The sequence below is a fragment of the Leptospira semungkisensis genome, from assembly GCF_004770055.1.
Lineage (GTDB): Bacteria > Spirochaetota > Leptospiria > Leptospirales > Leptospiraceae > Leptospira_B > Leptospira_B semungkisensis.
On sequence record NZ_RQEP01000005.1, the window covers coordinates 589319 to 609135 of the forward strand.

The 19817-nt window shown below is 41.7% G+C and carries 20 protein-coding genes; 6 read left to right on the forward strand and 14 right to left on the reverse strand.

Going from position 1 to position 19817, the window contains the following annotated elements; all coding sequences use genetic code 11:
- Positions 1 to 132 precede the first annotated feature (132 nt).
- On the forward strand, positions 133 to 1302 hold the full coding sequence (locus tag EHO59_RS02885) for a hypothetical protein (protein ID WP_167882056.1): 1170 nt from the start codon (positions 133 to 135) through the stop codon (positions 1300 to 1302).
- Positions 1303 to 1374: 72 nt separating this feature from the next.
- Here the strand turns inward: EHO59_RS02885 and EHO59_RS02890 are convergent, their stop codons facing one another.
- From EHO59_RS02890 to EHO59_RS02915, 6 genes are all read right to left on the reverse strand, one after another.
- Entirely contained in the window at positions 1375 to 2262 is an 888-nt protein-coding gene (locus EHO59_RS02890) for an SHOCT domain-containing protein (protein ID WP_135584562.1), read from the reverse strand.
- Positions 2213 to 2473, reverse strand: coding sequence for a carbon storage regulator CsrA (gene csrA / locus EHO59_RS02895; protein WP_135584564.1), 261 nt, complete (start codon positions 2471 to 2473; stop codon positions 2213 to 2215). Before csrA ends, EHO59_RS02890 begins: the two co-directional genes overlap by 50 nt.
- Positions 2474 to 2923 (reverse strand): flagellar assembly protein FliW, encoded by a 450-nt coding sequence (gene fliW / locus EHO59_RS02900; protein WP_135584566.1) that lies wholly within the window; start codon positions 2921 to 2923, stop codon positions 2474 to 2476.
- A 97-nt stretch (positions 2924 to 3020) separates the two neighbouring features.
- Complete coding sequence (locus tag EHO59_RS02905; protein WP_135586451.1) at positions 3021 to 4286, reverse strand: flagellar hook-associated protein 3; 1266 nt, start codon at positions 4284 to 4286, stop codon at positions 3021 to 3023.
- Positions 4287 to 4319: 33 nt separating this feature from the next.
- Positions 4320 to 6230, reverse strand: coding sequence for a flagellar hook-associated protein FlgK (gene flgK, locus EHO59_RS02910; protein WP_135584568.1), 1911 nt, complete (start codon positions 6228 to 6230; stop codon positions 4320 to 4322).
- Positions 6231 to 6257: 27 nt separating this feature from the next.
- Positions 6258 to 6794 carry a flagellar protein FlgN gene (locus EHO59_RS02915; protein ID WP_135584569.1) on the reverse strand — a complete coding sequence of 179 codons (537 nt, stop codon included), beginning with the start codon at positions 6792 to 6794 and terminating at the stop codon, positions 6258 to 6260.
- Between the two features lie 393 nt (positions 6795 to 7187).
- Here EHO59_RS02915 and EHO59_RS02920 point away from each other — a divergent pair, with 393 nt between their 5' ends.
- Both EHO59_RS02920 and EHO59_RS02925 read left to right on the forward strand, forming a co-directional pair.
- Positions 7188 to 8114: an alpha/beta fold hydrolase gene (locus tag EHO59_RS02920; RefSeq protein ID WP_135584571.1), complete on the forward strand. Its 927-nt coding sequence runs from the start codon at positions 7188 to 7190 to the stop codon at positions 8112 to 8114.
- 89 nt (positions 8115 to 8203) lie between these two features.
- Entirely contained in the window at positions 8204 to 9319 is a 1116-nt protein-coding gene (locus tag EHO59_RS02925; RefSeq protein WP_135586453.1) for a M23 family metallopeptidase, read from the forward strand.
- A gap of 47 nt (positions 9320 to 9366) precedes the next feature.
- On the opposite strand, the gene EHO59_RS02930 is transcribed toward EHO59_RS02925, so the two are convergent.
- Positions 9367 to 10500 carry a citrate synthase/methylcitrate synthase gene (locus EHO59_RS02930; protein WP_135584573.1) on the reverse strand — a complete coding sequence of 378 codons (1134 nt, stop codon included), beginning with the start codon at positions 10498 to 10500 and terminating at the stop codon, positions 9367 to 9369.
- A 99-nt stretch (positions 10501 to 10599) separates the two neighbouring features.
- On the opposite strand from EHO59_RS02930, the gene EHO59_RS02935 reads away from it, so the two are divergent.
- Positions 10600 to 11823 carry a citrate synthase family protein gene (locus EHO59_RS02935; RefSeq protein WP_246052627.1) on the forward strand — a complete coding sequence of 408 codons (1224 nt, stop codon included), beginning with the start codon at positions 10600 to 10602 and terminating at the stop codon, positions 11821 to 11823.
- A 5-nt stretch (positions 11824 to 11828) separates the two neighbouring features.
- Here the strand turns inward: EHO59_RS02935 and EHO59_RS02940 are convergent, their stop codons facing one another.
- Positions 11829 to 12932, reverse strand: coding sequence for a hypothetical protein (locus EHO59_RS02940; RefSeq protein ID WP_135584578.1), 1104 nt, complete (start codon positions 12930 to 12932; stop codon positions 11829 to 11831).
- Here EHO59_RS02940 and EHO59_RS02945 point away from each other — a divergent pair.
- Positions 12919 to 13533, forward strand: coding sequence for a hypothetical protein (locus tag EHO59_RS02945; RefSeq protein WP_135584580.1), 615 nt, complete (start codon positions 12919 to 12921; stop codon positions 13531 to 13533). The two genes, EHO59_RS02940 and EHO59_RS02945, sit on opposite strands and share 14 nt — an antisense overlap.
- 110 nt (positions 13534 to 13643) lie before the next feature.
- Here EHO59_RS02945 and hpt read toward each other — a convergent pair whose 3' ends face one another.
- Positions 13644 to 14186, reverse strand: a complete 543-nt coding sequence (gene hpt, locus EHO59_RS02950; RefSeq protein WP_135584582.1) for a hypoxanthine phosphoribosyltransferase — start codon at positions 14184 to 14186, stop codon at positions 13644 to 13646.
- Positions 14183 to 14677: a SixA phosphatase family protein gene (locus EHO59_RS02955; RefSeq protein ID WP_135584584.1), complete on the reverse strand. Its 495-nt coding sequence runs from the start codon at positions 14675 to 14677 to the stop codon at positions 14183 to 14185. Before EHO59_RS02955 ends, hpt begins: the two co-directional genes overlap by 4 nt.
- Before the next feature lie 78 nt (positions 14678 to 14755).
- Between EHO59_RS02955 and EHO59_RS02960 the strand changes: the two genes are divergently transcribed.
- Positions 14756 to 15430: a hypothetical protein gene (locus tag EHO59_RS02960; RefSeq protein WP_210413017.1), complete on the forward strand. Its 675-nt coding sequence runs from the start codon at positions 14756 to 14758 to the stop codon at positions 15428 to 15430.
- Between the two features lie 82 nt (positions 15431 to 15512).
- Here EHO59_RS02960 and EHO59_RS02965 read toward each other — a convergent pair whose 3' ends face one another.
- The 4 genes from EHO59_RS02965 to EHO59_RS02980 form a co-directional block, all read right to left on the reverse strand.
- A complete protein-coding gene (locus EHO59_RS02965) occupies positions 15513 to 16610 on the reverse strand; it encodes a quinone-dependent dihydroorotate dehydrogenase (protein WP_135584586.1) in 1098 nt (365 codons plus the stop codon).
- Between the two features lie 10 nt (positions 16611 to 16620).
- Positions 16621 to 17688 carry an ABC transporter permease gene (locus EHO59_RS02970; protein ID WP_135584588.1) on the reverse strand — a complete coding sequence of 356 codons (1068 nt, stop codon included), beginning with the start codon at positions 17686 to 17688 and terminating at the stop codon, positions 16621 to 16623.
- Positions 17685 to 18620, reverse strand: coding sequence for an ABC transporter ATP-binding protein (locus EHO59_RS02975; RefSeq protein WP_135584590.1), 936 nt, complete (start codon positions 18618 to 18620; stop codon positions 17685 to 17687). Before EHO59_RS02975 ends, EHO59_RS02970 begins: the two co-directional genes overlap by 4 nt.
- A gap of 87 nt (positions 18621 to 18707) precedes the next feature.
- A complete protein-coding gene (locus tag EHO59_RS02980; protein ID WP_135584592.1) occupies positions 18708 to 19712 on the reverse strand; it encodes a patatin-like phospholipase family protein in 1005 nt (334 codons plus the stop codon).
- Positions 19713 to 19817 lie beyond the last annotated feature (105 nt).

The window sequence follows — 19817 nt, forward strand, 5'->3', positions numbered from 1 at the left end:
ATATCCAATTCTCTTCACTATTCTCACTACGTGAGCGGCCTCTTCGGGGGCCGCTCCGGTCTTTTGTTTTTCTCTTGCTCTCAACTCCTCTTCCTGATGATTTAGGAAAAAAATTATTACTCAGGAATGAGAATGAAAAAAAGAAAATTAGCTATATTGGCAATGTACCTGTTCGGTATTTCTCTCTTCGCACAAGCGGGAGGACCAAACCGGCAACCTCAGAAAAACCCTCCAAATAACCAAAACACTCAGAATCAAAACAACCCTCCGATCCAGAATGCAAACGATCAGGGTTCGAGTTCAAATTCTTCTAACGACGATTCGAGCAGTACCTATTCGGGATTGTTAACGATTTTAGAATTAGATGCAGTGAGTGGCGGACTTGAAAAGGGAGGACCTCAATCTGTAAATGGGATCTTGAATAGTGTACGTCTTGCAAACAGCGTGCTCGGCGATGCGCCTGAATTTTTTAAGGAAAGCTCCTCTACCACTCCTGTGGGAACTATTACTCCAAAGATCAGATTGAGCCAACAGCTTTCGGATAATACCTTCATAGGATTCAATTATTCCTTAGGGGAGAAATCTGTAACAAAGACGACTACCACAAGCACTTCAAACCGCTTCACTGAAGATACGATCAAACCTACTACCAATGAATGGAAGATCAGATACGGTTGGGGTCCGTTGAACCTTCTCACTAGAAATGACTTCAGCTATGAATTTTCTATCGGATATGGAAGTTCTTCTACGACAGGAAATTATAGCAATATCGGTTTAAAGCTTCCTGGTATCTCGGGCGGAACTTCTGACGGGATCAGTGGATACGCGCTTGCGGCAGGACAGTTAAAATATAATATTCGAAATTTCTCAATCGATTATGGGGTCGCTATTCCTATGTGGGACTGGTTGAACTGGTATTTTCGCGGAGACTTCACTATGTTCTGGGGAAATATGAGTATGGCTTCTTTTCAGGCGGGCGCCGACACCGGAGTCACGGCAGGATCTTATGCTCCAGCTCAGGCCACCATTTTCAAATCTAAGGACGGTTTTTTCGAAGGACTCAGCGGATTTACCTGGAGCTTTGAAACAGGCTTCGTGATCCGCATCTTTAACACCTTTGGAATTAGGGTTGGAGGATTTTATCAGTTGAGTACTTTCAGCGTAGGTTCCGTTCAAGGATACAATGTCGCACCTGGAAGCACTCCGGTTGAAATCGGTTCAGTAGAGAATCTTTCCTCTACCCTAGACAATAAACAATTAGGGAATTTCGGAGCCACCTTCGGTCTCGTTAAAAACTTCTAATACATTTTCTCCATAAGAAGAAGTTCTATTTCAGGAATTTCTTCTTATGGAATTTTATAAAATTTTGATATATTATAGATCTTTTAGGATCTCGGCCTTCTTTTTTTCGTATTCAGGCTTAGAGATCAACTTCTTGTCCAATAGTTCTTTTAAGGTCTTCAACCTATCTTCGACAGTCTTTGGATAAGATTTCTTAGGTTCATTTGTTGTATCTTTTAACACCTGAGAAGTCCAAAAGCCAGGCTTCACGCTGATGCGATTCGCCTCTTGCGTTTGGCCCGAAGGGAAAACAAGAAAGTCCAAACCTTCTGGACGAATTTCGGGCAAGTAAATTGCATTTCTGGTAGAAGTCTCCGGTTTCATGACAGGGACCAAGGTCCATTCCCTAAACGAATAAGGAGTTTGAAAATCCAAGACCTGTCCTATCTCCGAGAATTCTAAGATAAGACCATCTGCACGATTTCTGATATAGAATACAGTCCTTCTAATCCTAAGACCTGGACGAATAGGATCTTCTCTCTTTATAATAACTTGATATGCGTGGGGAAGGCCATCCGGAATATCAGCCTCCGCTTTAAACAGCAACTCGCCTAGCTGAGCAGTCTCTTCTTCCGTAAGAATTCTGACCGGATCTCTGGAGATGACTCCTGTTTCGGGGATGCCAGTAAACTTAAAAAGCTTTTGCCAGCGAGATATGAATTCTGTTTTATCCGTAGCGTCTAACGCAGCTCCCGTAAGAACAGTAGACGCAATTGGCAACCAAGTATCAGGTTCTAAAAAGAGAGGAGTTTCGGGACTCTTCTTTAAATAGAAGAGAACGATCGTGTCGGAAGAACTTGCCATTTCTTTCTTTTGCAAAGAAAGGCATGAGGTCGTTATGAATGCGAATACGAGAAGGAAAGAAAATAGATCAGGACTTTTCTTTTTTGCCCGAATCGGATTTTTTAAGCATGCTGCCAATTTTGCCCAATTCCTCCGGCTTAATTTTCGCTCCCGCTGCTTTCTTATTCTCAGCTTGGATCTCTCTGTACACTTCGGCTCTGTGTACAGAAACTTCTTTGGGAGCTTTGACCCCGATCTTTACTTGGTCTCCTTTGATATCCACAATGACGATCTCAATATCGTCGCCGATGATTATGGATTCATTGGTACGTCTAGCTAGTACGAGCACTTAGGACATCTCCACAGTGGCACTTTCCAAGATCTTTTCTCTTACCGAATGAACTTCGTTACGAGAGACGAATTGACGACCTGTTAGATCCTGCTTATTGATCAGAATTGGTCCTTGCAAATTCGCAGTCATTGAAGCCGGATCGTCGTTCGGGATGGTCACTATGACTAATATCAGCGCTTCTAAAACATCCTGCAACCCGATTTGAGAAATCTCTTCCGAGCTGAGCAAGGGTTTGTATTCTTTTTTAAAAAGAGTTGGGGGGATGACGACGAAAGCAAGATCCACTTCATCCACCGACTGAAGCCATTTGAATACGGACTCTTCGTCCTCTTCAATTAAGGCAAAATTCTTATAATTGCTAAAACCTAAGAGTCCTTCAGGAAATTTAATAAGTTGTCGTTCTGAAACTTGTATTTTCCCGAAAGGTTTGCTTTGGATCTCAACCATTGACCGACCTGTTAGCGCCGAGAGCGCCCTTAGTTTATTGCTTTTTCAATTCTCTACAACAAGAATTCCCCGGCAGAATTGCCGCCGGGAAATCGGTTTATCTTAAAAAGTCCATCAAAGTGGATTTGATCACCTTGGAACCTACGTTAAGCGCATACTGATGGATTGTTTCCAACCATTTCATATTCATGATCGTCTCCGGGAAGTCGATGCCTTCATTCTTAGCAAGCAACTCAGTCATATAAGACTTATCAAAGGAAACTCTTTGAGAATGTTCTTCCATCCGATTCATTCTCGCACCCACAATAGATCTGTAACGAAGAATGTTCTCCAGCGCAAGATCCAAATCTTGGATATCTCTTCCGGAGATCCTTTCTTGGTCTTTTTGGATCAAATCATTCCTGAATTGGATGAGCACATCAAACACAGAAAGTCCTGTTACAGTTGCAGACTTGCTATAATTATTTGGAGGCTCGGAATTTGCAGGATCGATGAGACCAATATCCCTGAGTACAGTTCCTCCATCCACATCCTCTAACCAGATCTGATGAGGCGCAGTGGAACTTAAGCTGATATTATCCTGAGCTAGTTTGTTTGCCTTCGCTTCTATCGGAGAATTGTTGATCTTGTCGATGATATCATCGATCGTATCTCCAGCTGAAACTTGGATCTCTACTCCATCTATTTTGAACTTTTGATCCGAAACTGCTACATAGCCAGAGTTATCTACTCGGCTGGTCACACTCATGTTGGTTCCCCAGAAGACCTTATTTCCGGGAATAGTGACAGGAATATATTCGCCCTTCTCGATTTCTCGGATCTGTTCTCCGATATCTCCGCGATATTCTACACCGATGTATTGGTTCTTTAATTCCAAACCTTGGAGACCTTTGATTTTGGATTCGATCGGCTCGAACGGAGGTCTTTCGATCACATGTCCACCGAACAAAGGTCTTCCAGTAGCATCTCTGGTATTGGCAATATCGACTAACGCACGAAGCAACTCGTCGATTTCCTTACCCACGGCGACTTCCAATTCAAAGCCCTTATCACCTTGATAAATACCGTTAGAAGCTTGGACCGCAAGAACTCTCGCTCTTTGGAAAAGATTTCCGATCCTATCCAGTTCTCCATCTATCTGTTGAAGTCTGCCGAATCCGTCGTCTATATTGGATTGAAAAGTATCCAACTCATTCAAACGAGAACGAAAGAACATTTGATTCGTAGCTCTTCCAGGTTCGTCGGAAGGAATTCGTATCCTTTGTCCAGTACCCAATTGGTTTTGGGTTTCATCCATAGCCACCTGGTGACGGTTTAAAGTCCTCACCAGACTGTTATTTTGCATCATGTTAGTGATCCGCATCATGGCTTCGCCTCCTTGCTATTCCCCGCGGAATTAAGCGCCCAACCTATTGATGATCGTATCCAGAATCTCATTCATGGTATTGATCATCTTAGCTGACGCGTTATACGAATGTTGGAATTGGACCATATTGGCCATTTCCTCGTCTAGGCTTACACCCATAACCGATTGTCTCATGTTCTCTAGTTCAGTCATGAGATCGGTTTGGATTCCCCATTCTTGTTTTGCTTCTCTAGCTTCGGTTCCTAACTTAGAGATAAGACTATTATAGAAATCATCCGTGGTCTTGGAATAATCCACCATCACAGGATTGTTTCTAAGAGAAGAAGCTACCAAGAGAGCATTGCGACCGTCCTTATGGCCGCCTGGAGAATTATAATCTCCTGTTCCACCCACATCTTTACCGCGAGCCGCAGCGATATTTGCCACGTTATTCGCTATATGCTCATTGATTTTAAAATGAGAAGAAGGATGAAAATGAGGTGTTAGAGTAATGTCTTCCGGCTTGGACTGCAATTTAGTGATCTCACCCAATCGCTTATAATCATAAGCACCGGAAGGACCGGAAGCCATTAGAATCCCAGTCAGACCTACTAGTAAATCTCCTGAATCTTCTAAGTGTCTAAGAACGAAATTCTTTTTAGGAGAATCTTCAGCAACAGTCGCCTTAAGAGCAAGCTGGTTGTCGTGATTCATATACGCCACGACGCCTACCTTTGAAGCGTTGATTCTCTTAATAATACCGTTCAAAGTATCATTCGCAGAATAAGGAACTAGAACAGGAGTTTCCTTTTCGTCAGGACGTAGAAAAGTCATGGTCCCACTGATCCCGATCGGACGATCCGGATCCAAAGTATTCTTTCCTGTCACCCTAAAGATCGCAGAGATATCGTTTTGTCCGTCCCCGTCAGAGTCGTATTCTCCAAAAGTATTCAAGGACAAAGAACGAATATCGAAGAAATTCAGGTTCGTATTTCCATTCAAACCAAATCCGTCTTTATGGATCTCGTTGATTACATCCATCACGTTGACTGCAAGAGAGTCTACTTGGTCTATCTTTTCACCAAGAATCTTGTCCCTTACCTCGATCAAACCTTGTAAGCGGCCTTTTCTAAGAAGTACAGGATCACCTGTAACATGCCAATACAGATCGAGTAATCCGTCTTTAGAAGGATTTCCTAATATATCGATCTTGTTCAGCTTACCGCCTTGCACAAGGATCTGCTGACCGATAAAGACCATCAATTCGTCTTCGTCACTTCTACCTATATTGATGTCCGTAAGACTAGCTAACTCTTGCAAAAGAGAATCTCTTTTGTCATAGAGATCATTCGGCTTATCTCCGAGAGCCTCGGACTTTGCGATCCTTTCGTTTAAAGTACGGATATTCTCTCCGATGGTATTTAAGTGCATCGCATGAGATTCTATCTCTCTATTTGCTTGGTCGCGAAGTTGAGAAAGTTTGCGATACACATCTTCTACTCTGCTTCCAAGGCCTTGTGCCTTTTCTAAAACCACGGAACGATGTGCATTGTCTTCCGGATAATTGGCTAATTCTTCCCAAGAAGACCAGAATTTATCCATCAAGGTTCTGAGAGTCGTACCATTCGGCTCGTTAAAGATATTCTCCGTTTGGTACAGATATTCATTCTTAGCTGCCCAATAATCCTTCACACCAGAAGTTTCAATAATACGATCGTCGATAAAAGAATCTCTGACTCTCTCGATGGAAGCAATCTCAACACCTTGTCCGATTTGACCAGGAAGATGAGCTCTATTTAAAGAAGGTTCATAGAGAGGATCCGTGGCTTGCAATACCACTCTCTGACGCGAATAATGTTTATTGTCCGCGTTTGAAATATTGTGACCAGTAGTTTGCAAAGCTTGCTGATGCGCAGCTAAGCCTCTCTTGCCTATTTCTAATCCGGAGAATGTGGATCCCATACTATCTCCCTCCTATCCAAAATGCCGTTACGCCGAAGCGTTCATGAGGACAGACGAACGTTTCTTTCTTCCTCTTGTAGAAGTAGAATTTTCATCCTCGTAAACAGCCACTTCTCCGCTATTTGCGTTGTTACGCATTGCGTCTATGGTAGCCGTCAAAAATTCCTGTCTGGTGCGAATCAACTTGTCGTTCGCCTTGATTCGGTCTTTCAACCGATGCACCGTGTCTTTCAATCCCATGCCGAGCTGTTTCAATCTGTGCTCGGAATCACGGTCTATCTTATTTAAAAAATCAGTTAGAGTCAGTTCACCTTCTTTAGGAATTCCTAAATTACTTGAAGTGTAAACGTCTTGAATGGCAACCATACGAACTCTTTCCAACTCGCTCGCATGAACGATAAGCTCGTACGTTTTTTTAGAAATGGCTTCCAAGGACTTTCCGTCAGCCTTGGTCACCGCTTCCGTTTTATTTTTTTCTAACTCCAGGATTTCGGAGTACAGACGGATTTCTTCTTCGAAAAGAAAGCATATCCGATCCAACCATTCCTCTTTGTTTGATGTCATTGTCCGGTCCCTGTTCTTTGTTTCGGCGGATTCCGGATTTTTATAAGGGGTTTTTTTGAAAATGCAGAGTTTCCCGGAACAGTTCTCAAGAAAGAGAATGTTTTAACCGAAAGGCGATTCCGGATAAAATAGAGAAGTTTTAAGAGACATAATTTTTATATCTTACCAAAAGAATTCAAATCCTGAATTTCGCCTTCTCCTCCCAAAACCAAGATCCCTCTCCTATAGAAAGGTACAAATTCAGAGTTCTAAATTGAATTCATTCCCCTTGCTTTCGTCTAGAATTAGATGTAAAAGTTTGTTCTCTAAAATTCTTTGAACACACGTTTACAAAACTTTGTTCAATTTAAACTTGCGTTTCCTGATTACAAGACGTATCATAAATCGCTTTAAATGAAAACCAGTACATTAAATAATCATAATTTATCCTTACCCGAATTCCCTTTTCAAGAAAATGAATTCGAAGTTCGTTCGAAATATATTGAAGCGAACGGACAAAAATTCTTCTTGTTAGAGTCCGGAAAAAAAGAAGGAAGACCCTTATTGCTTCTGCATGGATTTCCAGAATTCTCTTACGCTTGGAAGCACCAAATCGCATACTTCGCTAACCAAGGATACTTCGTGATCGCTCCGGACCAAAGAGGCTATGGAAGAAGTTCCAAACCAAAATCGATCTCAGACTATAGCCTGGATCGTCTATCGGAAGATGTGATAGCAATTTTAGATGCGTATAAATTTTCCAAAGTTGATATTATCGGTCACGACTGGGGAGGAGCCGTCACGTATTGGACCATCTCAAAATTCCCAGATCGATTTACAAAGGCATGTGTATTGAATCTTCCTCATCCGACAGTGATGAAGAGAAAAATACTTTCAGATAAGTCCCAAAGAAAGAAGAGCATGTACATCTTATTCTTTCGTATTCCTTGGTTGCCCGAATTCTTACTTTCTAGAAAGAACTTTCGAAAATTGGAACGGTCTTTGACAAAGACTTCTATAAAAGGAGCCTTCAGTTCGGAAGAGATTTCTATTTATAAGGAAGCTTGGTCCCAACCGGATTGCGTGAGATCCATGTTGAATTGGTATCGAGCCATGACAAAGAATCCTCCCAAACTCATTCGAAGCAGAAAGATCCAAGTTCCTACTCGGATCTTTTGGGGTGAAAAAGATAGATTCTTATCCAAGGAAATGGCATTAGAAACACTTCCTCTGCTCTCGCAGGGATCAGTCCGTTTCTTTCCCAAAGCGACTCATTGGATCCATCATGAGATCCCTGAGATCTTAAATCCGGAACTATTATCCTTTTTGAACGAAACTTAGTTTCTGGATAGAAAGGAAAAATATTTCTGTACCTATAAACGTCCTATTCCATTATGCGAATGAGATCTGAATTGCCGTCCGCTTCTTGTATGTCCTCTTATTCTTTGAAAACGATCTTTAGTATATTCTTAGTTTGTTTTTTCTCCCTATCTTCTCATGCAAAAGAAGATACCTCCAAAAAGAAAGAAGAGCCTAAAAAATCTTCGGTTCTACCAAAGATCTCCTCTGCTAAAAAGACTTCTTCTGTAAAGAAGGATGAAAAGAAAAAACCGCCCGTAAACGCTTCAAAAAAAGTAAGCGCCGGTAAGAAAGGACCAAAACGTCTTCATGGAGAAGAAGTGGAGAAGAAAGAAGAGCTCTTTTCTTTCGTTCTATCCGGCAGAAAATTTGCGCAAGGTGAACTTCTGTTTTTAAAGATCAAACCTCTTGCGAGATTATTAGATAAATTAGGAAACTTTAAAATTACTTGGGAAGGCACTGAGCTCCCATTCTCTCAAAAAGATGGTTATCTTTTAGTGTTTATTCCGATCTCTCCGGAGTTCTCCAAACCTACCGGAGTTTTAGAATTAACGGAAAGACATTTATTCTCCAAGAACGATTCCAAGAAGTATGAGATCCCTGTTCAAAAGACGAATTTCGCGACTTCTAAGATTTCTCATCTTACCATGGATAAACAATATACTACAGAAGAGCTGTCCGAGGAAACAAAGTCATTTATCAAGGATTGTTCCGAAGCAAAGGCTAAAGCGTTTCAATCCAAGTCTGAAATTCAGATCGATTCGGATTTTGCTTATCCGGTTCAAAATCCAATCTTAAACAGTCCATTTTATAAACGTAGGATCTATAACAAAGAGAAGGGTCGTCCTCATGGAGGCTCGGATTTCAAGGGTGGCGTAGGTGATCCTATTTACGCGATCAACGATGGCACTGTGATCCTTGCAAGATCCATGTACTATGAAGGAAATTTTACTGTCATCGATCACGGACTCGAAGTGTATTCTCTATACATGCATCAGTCAGAACTATTGGTAAAGCAAGGGGACAAGGTTAAAAAGGGAGATTTGATCGGAAAGATCGGATCCACCGGAATGTCAACTGGACCTCATTTGCATTTAGGCTTGCGAGTCTTAGGAACGATGATCGATCCTTTATCAGTGGTCCAAACCGAGTTATTAGGTTCTAAACCTGCGCCAGTAAAGAAGTAACGGACGAGTTTATATCTACTCGTCCGTAATATTCTTTCTTCATTTTTTCAATTCCAAAGTTTTCCTTCTTCTCCGATATAGATTGCATCGGGTCTGAGAATCCTTTCTTTCAATTGCTCGAAACAATGTGCGGTCCATCCTGCAGCTCTTGCCATAGCAAATATCGGTGTGAAAAGTTCCGTAGGAAAATCCAATCCATGCAAAAGCAAAGCGGTATAAAATTCCACATTGGTTTGCAAGACTCGATCCGGTTTATATTCCTTTAATAAGGCCAATGCAGTTTTTTCTACATGCATCGCCAGATCATAGAAATCCTTCTTCTCATCCGTATCGTATAGAATCTTAGAAGCCTTTGCCAAAACGTCGGCTCGAGGATCTCTCATCTTATAGATCCTATGACCGAATCCCATGAGTCGATCTCCCGTTTTCAGTTTTTCTCTCAGGACCTTCTCCGCATTTTGCTGCGTTCCTATCTCGAAAACGGTGTCTAACGCAGGCCCCGGAGCTCCTCCATGCAATGGTCCTTTCAAGGCCCCCAATCCTCCGGTCACAGCAGAGATCATATCCGATTGAGTGGAGATGATCACTCTTGCCGCAAAGGTAGAAGCATTCAATCCATGATCGCAAACAGTATTTAAGTAAGTGTTTAATGCTCTTACACTTCTTGGATCCGGATCGACTCCCTTCAACATGTATAGGAAATTTGCAGCTATATCTAAATCCTGTCTCGGCAATATAGGTGCCATTCCCTTGCTCAAACGAAATGCCCAAGCAACAATCAAAGGGAAAGTAGCAAGCACCGCCATCGCATCTTTTTTAGGATCTTCTTTTTCGGATCCTAAAGAAAGAGCTGCAGAGCCTATTCTCAAGATATCAATCAAGGGAAGATGCGCATACACAGCTTCCTCGATGATAGTCCGTATCACCTTAGAAAATCTTCTAGATGATCTAAGCTCTTCTGCGAATAAGCTTACTTCTGTAGGCTTCGGCCTTCTATCATCCCAGAGAGTGAAGATGGTTTCTTCAAAGACTGCCTTTCCTGCAAACTCATCCACATCATAGCCTGCAATGATCAATCTGCCGGCCTTGCCATCCACTAAGGAAAGCTTGGTCCTCGCAGCAGGGATCCCGTCCAGACCTGGACTATAGATTTTCTCTTTTTCTTGTTCAGAGAGTATCATGGTTTCCTCCTATTTTACCTTGAGTTTAGTGGATTGACACTACTTCGTCAATGTTGATTATATTGTCAATATATGAGTTTTTCTCTCAAAAAACCTTTCTTGAGCGCAGAGGAAGTAGCGTCCGTTTTGGGTGTCGAAATCCAAACAATATACGCTTACGTTAGTCGCGGCTTGCTCCATTCTGAATCAGGGGGAAATAAGGACAGAAGCAAACGCTATAGAAGGGAAGATGTAGAGCAATTGCTCCTACGTAGAGAAGAAAGAAGCCAACCAGGAAAGACTGCCAAGACGGCTCTCTCATTAGGCCAACCTGTCTTAGAGTCTTCTATCACGTTATTGGGAGAAGAAACATTATTCTACAGAGGCAAGGACGCTCTTCAGTTGTCAGAGACTTCCAGCTTCGAAGAAACGGCTACTCTACTATGGGAGGCAGAAGATATTTCTCCCTTTCAGCAAGAATGGCCCAGCCTTTCTCCGGAATGTTTAAAGATCATCAATCTGATCTCTGATCGGCCCATATTGGATCGATGTAGGATCTTAATTCCATTTTTGGAATATGAAGACCCGAAAGCATTTCGAAAAGATTCAAAAACATTTCGAAAGACAGGATCAAGCATCCTAAGATACCTAAGCCTATTCGCTTCTGATAAGACTTATTCTTCCGGATCCATTTCGGAGACACTACTCTCGAGTTGGTCGGATTCAAAAAGATCTAAAGAGCCCAAGGATCTTTCCTCTAGGATCCGACTCTTAGAAGCGGCCCTCATTCTCTCCGCTGATCATGAATTGAATGTATCATCTTTTACTGCAAGATGCGTGGCCTCTAGCGAAGCTTCCCTCTACCAAGTAGTTCTTGCAGGACTTGCTGCCTTATCAGGACCAAAGCATGGACTGTTAACGGAGAAGGCGATCCAACTCTTGTCTCAAGCAAGCGGCTCTGCCAAAAAGGACAGATTGTTCTTAGAAGAAAAGCTAAGAAACGGAGAAAGTATTCCAGGCTTCGGGCATCCTCTATATAAGAAAGGAGATCCGAGAGGAAAGAAACTCATAGATCTTGTAAAGAGATTCTTTCCGGACCGAGAAGATGTACAGATCCATTTACAATTCGTGCAGCAAATTTCAGAATTGATTGATGATTATCCTACTGTAGATGCAGGACTTGCCTTAGCCTCCAAAGCATTACAATTACCTAAAGGAGCTGGGATCGGGATATTTGCGATTGCAAGAAGTGCAGGCTGGTTAGCTCATGCAATGGAGCAATACGACTCGGGGAGCTTAATTCGTCCCCGAGCAAAGTACATCGGCAAAATGCCTCAGGATTAAGATTTCTACTCGCTATGAACTTCTAGGCTAGAAAGTATCTTTTCTACGGCTTCTTCGTGTTTTCTTCCCTTGATCAAGCTTTCAGAGATCAGAAAAACAAGAGTATAAGGTTCCTTATGTTTTTCTAATATAAAGATCCCTGTTTTCGCGTATCTTGGTCTAAGAACATCGTAAAAGGTCCAAAATTTTCCGTAATATCGATCTTCGAAACTTTCTCTTTCCAGTTCGTTAACTTCTTGTATATCCCCTCTTTCTAAAAGTGAATCCAAGAATTTTTTGAAATCGTTCACTAACTGAGTATCATCTTCGAATCTCTGAGGAAAGTAGAAGATCCGAATAGAAGGATAACGACTCGGATCCGTATCGCTCGAAGAAATAATCCCTGCGATCTGTCCTATACCGGTTTTACTTTCTAAATTCAAGTTCTTGGGATTGTGAAAGTAAAAGTCTTCGGGAAGATGCACACTTAATTTCAAATCCGGATTACTTAGAGTGCGAGAAGGCTCATCGAATGTCCAATTAGACAAATCCTTTTCTTCGAAAGAAGGTTTGAATTGTATATAAGCAACCCAAACCTCGGTCAATTGAAGCGCCTTAAAGCTGGAAAGGCCCGCAGCCAGGATCAAGATCCCTAATAATCCGATTTTATAATATACTTTGTTTTCGATCAGTCGGATCAGTAGGACGCCGACTGCATAAACCGCTAAGAATAAGATCCCCGATCTATTCTCGAAAAAGCCTGTCAAAAAGCAAACCAGGACAGGAATTAAAAAGAAAGATGCCTCAATCCAAGGAACGAATTTGGTAGTAGGACGAGCGATACCAACTTCCGCAAAAATCGCAGGTAACTCTACTTTAGTCTCCAATTTACGGAAGGCGTATACGATTCCCCAAAACAAGATCCCGGAAGCGATATAGCCCACGAATGCAAGACCGATCATCCAAAAAAGAGGAAGATGGGCCTCGTGATAGAGTAGGAAATAGATCGCAAAAACGGAATAAACAAGGAAGAGCTTTTGAGTTAAGGAAAGTTCTTGCAGCCTATGAAGTGCAGCAGTTCCCTTTTCCCAACCTGGAATTTTGCGGAGTAAATTAATGAACCAGATCACCCAGTTTTTCTCCAATCTAAAGGCGGACTTTGACAGGTTAAACCAATCCGTCGACGATCTGGTGAAAACCTATAACGCCATCGTTCATTTTCTGGATCTGATTTCAAATCTCTTTCCTGTCGATTTGATCTTGGTTTTGATACTTTCCATACCCCTGCTTTATATCATCAATACTCTCTCCCCCTCTTCGCCCAGGATCAATTATACGATTGCTGTCGTTTTCGTTTCAGGGCTGAGGTCATTTTTAAGCCACGCGATATCCGAAACTTGGAACCTATTTGCAGTTTCCAAGACGGCGATTTTGCTCCTTCTGCCCGCATATTTTTTTGTCTTAGTAAAACTTATGATTTCTTGGGGAAGAAGATACCGTACAAAGAAAAGAGCTCTTTCTCCTAAAAACCTAGAATATTCATTTGAGAGTTTGCAAAAGGCGTATCATACATTGTCTGCGGAGATCTATTCCGATCTAAGTAAAAACGAAACCAAAAGCTTCGTAGATGGAGAAAGATTTTTACCAAAGATAAAAGATCTAGAAGAATCTATTGCAGGCTTAAAGACCTTGATCCAGAAATCGGGAATTCAACCAGGTCATTCTGAATAGAAAGAATAAGACGATCTATCCGTACGCTGTTTCTTCAGAATCAAACAATTCGCAAATGAAGAATGCAAGCTTCTGGCAGATCTAGCTTCTTATTAAAAGTTAACTTAGGCTTATTCCTGAAATAGATAAATACCGGGGAGGTTTCGGAACTTACCGTCGTAATCCAAGCCGTAACCGATCACAAATTCCTTACCGATATACCAACCAACGTATTTAATTGGATATCCGACTGCTTCTCCTCCTTCTTTAAATAAAAGAGCAGCAACTTCTAATGACTTGGGGTTTTTAGAAAGAATATGAGAGATCAAAAACTTCAGGGTCTTTCCTGTATCTACAATATCTTCCACAATGATCACATGTCTGTTTTCTATATTTGAATCCAGATCTTTGACCAATTCGACTTCTCCTACTGATTCCGTTCCTTGGTAGGATCTTGCCTGAATGAAATCCAGCTCAACGGAAAATGGTAAAGACTTTGTAAGATCGGAGAAGAAGTAAACTCCTCCTCGTAGAACGCATACGAAAAGAGGATCCTTATTCTCATAATCCCTTCCGATCCGGGTTCCCATTTCCGAAACTCTTGCGTCGATCTCTTGCTTTCCGATCAAGACTCTAAAGGGAATATTATCTAAATGTAAAGAATCTTCCTTCATGGGATCCAGAACCTTACCAATCTACATTTTTGGATACCGATATCTTCCCAAGATTCCGCATCGGAAACGAGACTAATAAAAGAAGAAGTCGGAAATTTTTCAAAGAGAGAAGATTCAGGATCCTTAAGTAACAGAAAATTTGCCAGATCTTCGAATCCGGGATTATGACCGATACATAGAACGCTTTCTTTTTTCGGATCGACTCCTCTGATTAGGCGAAGCAGATCCGAGTAATCCGCTTCATAGATCTCATCTACTACATGAGTTTCTTTAGAAATAGAATTAGATTCTTCAAGTATATGCAAAGTTTCTTTAGTTCTCTTAGATGGCGAAACAAGGGCGAGATCCGTCGAAAACGAAACCTTATCCATATATTTAGCAAGAAATCGTGCGTTCTTTCTACCACGTTTAGATAAAGGACGATCTTTATCTTTGAGAGATAAATTTTCCCAATCCGATTTAGAATGACGAATGAGATGAATCTGTTTCAAACCGAGAACCTCCTCCAATAAGATCTAATCTGGAATTTCATTGACAAGGATCTTTCTCGGAGATAAAACACAGGATCTATGGCAAAGATCTATCTTGCAATCGGGGTAATCCTTTTATTCATTTGCCGCCCCAGTATTTTTGCCCAAATCGCAGGTACTCCGGATGAGGAAAAGGCTAAGAAGGAGTTACAGATCCAGTGGTCTAAGAAATTCCCAGGAGACAAAATCCTGGAAGTGCAAGCAACAGGAAAACCTAAACTAATCGAAAAGGCTTCCAACGAAGAAAGCGGCAATCCAGATCTTCGTTATAAATTCTCATTCTTTGTTACAAGTCGTAAGAAAGAAGGACAGACCACCAAAACTCCAGTGGGAGTCATCTATCAATTCGTTAGAGAAAGAGGTTGGGTCTTCGCAGATATGGGAATGGCCAGATCTGTAGTCGTCACTGAGCCTGGCAAAGAACCTCCATCTAAGGATGAAGTCTACCAAGTAGTCGAAGAAGCGATCCTAGAAGAAAAAGGAAAATCCAAAACAGTTGAAGCGATTCGACTTAAAGAGCCTGAGTTCGGACAGAACCTAACTCCTACAAAAGAGCAATTCTGGTTTCGTTATGAAGGAGAATATGAGTTTTCCGAAAACACAAACAAAACCATTTGCACTGATATAGTTGTCCGACTCGTAAAAGATCAGGGCTCGGCAAATTGGAAGGCAGAATGGGATGATAGAGGAAGATGCAAATCCGCAGACGAATAATAGCGCTCTGAGAGATTTTCTGCTCTAATAAATTCTTTTTTCTTAAAATAGAAATCCGTACAGCAAGGCAGAGCGAAGGATTTCAGATCCGATCCTTTCCTACCAATTCAGAGATAGAATTCACTCCTGCCTTTTTCATCGTCTTATCCAAATATTCTAAGATCCTTACAGGCAATAGCGGCCCGTTATATACGTAACCGGTATACACTTGTATAAGATTCGCTCCTGCCAGGATCTTTTCGAGAGCAGCTTCTCCCGAATCGATTCCTCCGACCCCTATAATCGGAATACTTCCCTTTAAGATCGAATACCCATAACGGATCATTTCAGTGGATCTTTGACGTAAAGGTCGCCCGGAAACTCCACCTTCTTTTTCCACATTCGGATAACGAGAAAGCACAGTCTTATCTATCGTTGTGTTTGTGAGTATTACCCCGGAAAGCTGAAGCTCCGGCATAAGTTCTAATAAAGGCTTTAGCTCTTCCTTTTCCATATCAGGTGCAAATTTCACGAATGTTGGAATGGGGAACTTCCCACCCAAACCGCTTCGAATGCCTTGCATGAGCTGTATTAGATTTTCTTTCTTTTGGAAATTTCTAAGGCCAGGAGTATTGGGAGAAGAAATATTGATCACAGCATAATCTGCGTATGGAGTGAGTCTCTTCAAAGAATAAACGTAATCATGTACGGCATCTTCTTCAGAAACTAGTTTCGTTTTTCCTACATTGATTCCACGAACAGAGTTCTTCTTTTGATTCTTCAGAGTTTCTTCAGCAAGATCGGCTCCTGGATTATTGAAACCCATTCGATTGATCAACGCTTGGTCTTCTTGGTAGCGAAAGATCCTAGGCTTCGGATTTCCCGGCTGTCCTTGGCCGGTAATTGTTCCCACTTCTATAGAACCGAAACCAAGCCTGGATAAGAAAGGATACAATTCTCCCGTTTTATCAAATCCTGCACCAAGACCCACCGGATTCGCGAATTCGATTCCGGCAACCTTGGATCTCAATCTCTCACTCGAATAAGAAGTTAAGCTTTCTAAAATAGGAAATACAAATGGAACTCTTTGCGTTAGAGAAAGCAAACCCTGAGCCAGATAGTGCGCGGTCTCAGGATCAATACTTAAGAATAAAGGCTTTGCAGTTTTTTCGTAGACCCATTGTTTCCAATTGGAATTCATTTCTTCTCCTTTAAGACCAACGGAAAATACGAAGTCCCAATCCCAAGAAACCGAAACCGATGAGTATCATCCATAAACATGGATAAACGATCTCAGCAAGTCCTGAACCTTCGATGAAAACCGCTCGGAGAGAATCCGCCATTAAAGTCAAAGGAAGATGACGGATAACAGGAAGCACCACGTCCGGAAAATTCTTATAACTGAAAAAGATACCGGAGAGCACCATCATCGGAAAAGTAAACGCGTTCACCAAACCGTTTCCAACCTGAGAACTCTGCGCTCTCGAACCCACAAAGATCCCGATACAGGCGAACACAAAATTACCTGTCAGAAAAACCAAGAATCCTGCAATTGGCGATCCGAAGAATGCAGTATCGAAGACCGTAAATGCAAACGTTAAGAAGATAATCGATTCTACAATAGTGACTACCAATCGAGTAAAGAAGAAGGAAAGAACGAAAGCAAGTTTGTTCATCGGGGTCGCTGACATCCTTCTCAAAAGCTTTTTCAATCTCATCTCGATCAGGTTCCAACCCACTCCCCAAAGACAGGAGTTCATGACTCCCATAGCAAGCATTCCAGGGACTAGATAATCGATGTATCTTGTTCCCTTAGAATCTAATTTTTTAATATTCGAAACCTTCTTCTCGGAACCTGATTCCGACAATAAAGCGTTTGAAAGAAGAAGGTAATCTCTCTGTGCATTCGCATTACTTGGATCGAAGGAAAATTCTAAATTTCCATCTGCATCTTCTTTTACTAAAAGATTGATCTCTCCTCTCTTGAGAGCCTTGATTGCGTCTTCTTCTTGCAGTACGTTCGGAAGAATGACTCCTAATCCGTCGGAGTTCCCACCTACAGATTGAGCGAATGCTTTCTCGATTCGAGAAGAAAGTTGGTCAGCATGATGAGAAGAAGAGAGAATCGCAACTCTAGTGAGAGGAACTCCCTTATTTGCAAATGCAAGTCCTAAGACTCCCGCAATCGCGATCGGAAAAATAAACGCCCAGAACAGAATCCCGGGTTCTCTATAAAATTCCTTTAATTGGATCGTGACTAAATGATAGATCTGTTTCATTCTCCCAAACCTCTTCCTGTCATGGAAAGGAATAAGTCGTCTAAAGTCTTCTTATGACATTCCAATTCTTTTAAAACGATCCCCGATCTGGAAAAGGAATCCAACATAGCAGGAAGATAATCCGTGATCCTTTCTACGAAGACTCTTCCTTCCTTTGATTCGCCATTCCAAGTGAATTTGAATCTTCCTTTTTCGGGAAGATGTCCCACTGGATCTGCTCCGTTTTCTAAGGAGAAGCGAACGATCTCTCCTCCTCCTAATTTTCCCAATAGATCCGATAAAGTTCCTTGGTCCAAGATCTTTCCCTTGTCCATTACGATGATTCTTTCGCAGAGAACTTCGGCTTCTTCCATATAATGAGTGGTAAGGATCATAGTAGTTCCGTACGCGCGAAGATCTTCTAGGATCTTCCAGATATCTCTTCTGGCTCCTGGATCCAAACCGGTAGTAGGTTCATCTAAGAAAAGGATCTCCGGTTTATTCATAATAGAAACACCCAGAGCCAATCTCTGTCTTTGTCCTCCGGATAAACTATTTACGAAGGATTGTTTCTTTTCAGTTAATCTTGTGAGTTCTAAAATTTCATGAAGCCTGGATTCGGGAGCCTTATAAAAACTTCCGAATAATTTCAAAGTTTCCCAAACAGTAGCTCGATCCATAAATCGAGTCTCTTGCAAAGCCAAGCCTATATTGCTACGTAAATACTTTTCGTTCTTGGACCAACTCGTTCCCAAAAGAGTGATCTGGCCAGAGTCAGGAGTTTGAATCCCTTCTAGCATTTCAATGAGAGTGGTTTTACCAGCTCCGTTCGGTCCCAAAAGACCAACGAATTCTCCCTTGCGAATCTCCAAAGAGAGATCGCTGACAGCAATCACGTCCTTGAACTTTTTTGTAACATTTTTAACGGATATAATCGAAGAAGGATCAGACACTGTTCTCTACCCAATGCTTAGAATGAGAGATGCGCTTTCGGTTTCAAGAAATTTAGGGAAGAGCTTCCCTTATCTTAATTTTAGAAATCAGGAAGGACGAGCAAGTTTCTCCGCTTTCTTTACCCAATCCTTTTTGAGATACTCAAGTATTCTTTCCTTACTTCGAAACGCATCCGATTTGCCCTGCTCGTAAGCTTCTCTCACTCCTTTTGCGTTCGTATAATCAAAAGAAGAAATCGGAAGAGGTTTAGAAGGAGTCACCAAAAAACAACGATCCAAGAGATGTGGATCCTTTCCTACAAGAGTGGTTTGTTCATAATGAATACCGATCACTTTTGCGTTCGGAGGAAAGGCTTCCAACATCAAGTTATTCGTAAGACCGCCGTCCAAATAATATTCCCTTCCATGGTTTTGAAAAGAAACGATAGGAGGAAGAGAAGAAGAATTCATGATAATCTGCTCGATCACGGTCGGATCCCTGAAGTCTGCTTCGGTAAATAATACTTCCTTCATGTTCCAATTTCTCAGAACACGAAAGGTCCTCTCCGTATGCAAACCCTTGCCTCTATCCCTTTCGTCCTCTATAAACGCCTTGCCGGTTTCTGCAATCAGTCTTGCTAAACGAAATGTATTCTTATGCGCATCGTCCTTAGGAAATGCTTTGATCGTATGAATGAAAACTTTTGCGCCGGATTGAATGATCTTTTGAAAATCCATCCCGAATCGAATTGTTTTACGATACATTTCCTCATGAGGAAACGCTCTCTCTCCTCTGAAGAAACGAGTGAAATAAAAATTGCGAGGATTCTTGCGAACAATTCTTTCAAAGAAGGAAACAGTCTCTTCTTCCGTTTCAGAAATAAGACAAAGTACCATGGCGGCCCCGGCAGAAACTCCGGAAACCTGTCTGAGCTTTAGCCCCCAAGACTTCAACTCATGACCGAAACCCAAACCGTAAAATGCCTTACAACCTCCGCCGGCGATCGCAAAGCAAATCTCATTCTCCAACCAAATTCCTTGGAACACTCCTTCGATTTTAGAAGTGGGATCGGGTTTGCGAGAAGGAAGTTCGTAATCATCCAGGATGGGCATATAATTCTTCTCTTCGCATAGCATCTATAGTCAATTTCTTTTGAACGGAAAAGCTCCGAAAATAAAAAAGTGCAAGGCTCAAGCGCGATTTTCTATTTCTTCAGC

Bases quoted from the DNA above. Each gene is read 5' to 3' on its own strand.
- fliW (WP_135584566.1), bottom strand. From the start codon at position 2,923: ATGGTTGAGATCCAAAGCAAACCTTTCGGGAAAATACAAGTTTCAGAA.
- EHO59_RS02885 (WP_167882056.1), top strand. From the start codon at position 133: ATGAAAAAAAGAAAATTAGCTATATTGGCAATGTACCTGTTCGGTATT.
- EHO59_RS02970 (WP_135584588.1), bottom strand. From the start codon at position 17,688: ATGAAACAGATCTATCATTTAGTCACGATCCAATTAAAGGAATTTTAT.
- EHO59_RS02905 (WP_135586451.1), bottom strand. From the start codon at position 4,286: ATGCGGATCACTAACATGATGCAAAATAACAGTCTGGTGAGGACTTTA.
- EHO59_RS02965 (WP_135584586.1), bottom strand. From the start codon at position 16,610: ATGAATTCCAATTGGAAACAATGGGTCTACGAAAAAACTGCAAAGCCT.
- flgK (WP_135584568.1), bottom strand. From the start codon at position 6,230: ATGGGATCCACATTCTCCGGATTAGAAATAGGCAAGAGAGGCTTAGCT.
- EHO59_RS02930 (WP_135584573.1), bottom strand. From the start codon at position 10,500: ATGATACTCTCTGAACAAGAAAAAGAGAAAATCTATAGTCCAGGTCTG.
- EHO59_RS02945 (WP_135584580.1), top strand. From the start codon at position 12,919: ATGAACCAGATCACCCAGTTTTTCTCCAATCTAAAGGCGGACTTTGAC.
- EHO59_RS02960 (WP_210413017.1), top strand. From the start codon at position 14,756: ATGGCAAAGATCTATCTTGCAATCGGGGTAATCCTTTTATTCATTTGC.
- hpt (WP_135584582.1), bottom strand. From the start codon at position 14,186: ATGAAGGAAGATTCTTTACATTTAGATAATATTCCCTTTAGAGTCTTG.
- EHO59_RS02920 (WP_135584571.1), top strand. From the start codon at position 7,188: ATGAAAACCAGTACATTAAATAATCATAATTTATCCTTACCCGAATTC.
- EHO59_RS02980 (WP_135584592.1), bottom strand. From the start codon at position 19,712: ATGCCCATCCTGGATGATTACGAACTTCCTTCTCGCAAACCCGATCCC.
- EHO59_RS02925 (WP_135586453.1), top strand. From the start codon at position 8,204: ATGTCCTCTTATTCTTTGAAAACGATCTTTAGTATATTCTTAGTTTGT.
- EHO59_RS02915 (WP_135584569.1), bottom strand. From the start codon at position 6,794: ATGACATCAAACAAAGAGGAATGGTTGGATCGGATATGCTTTCTTTTC.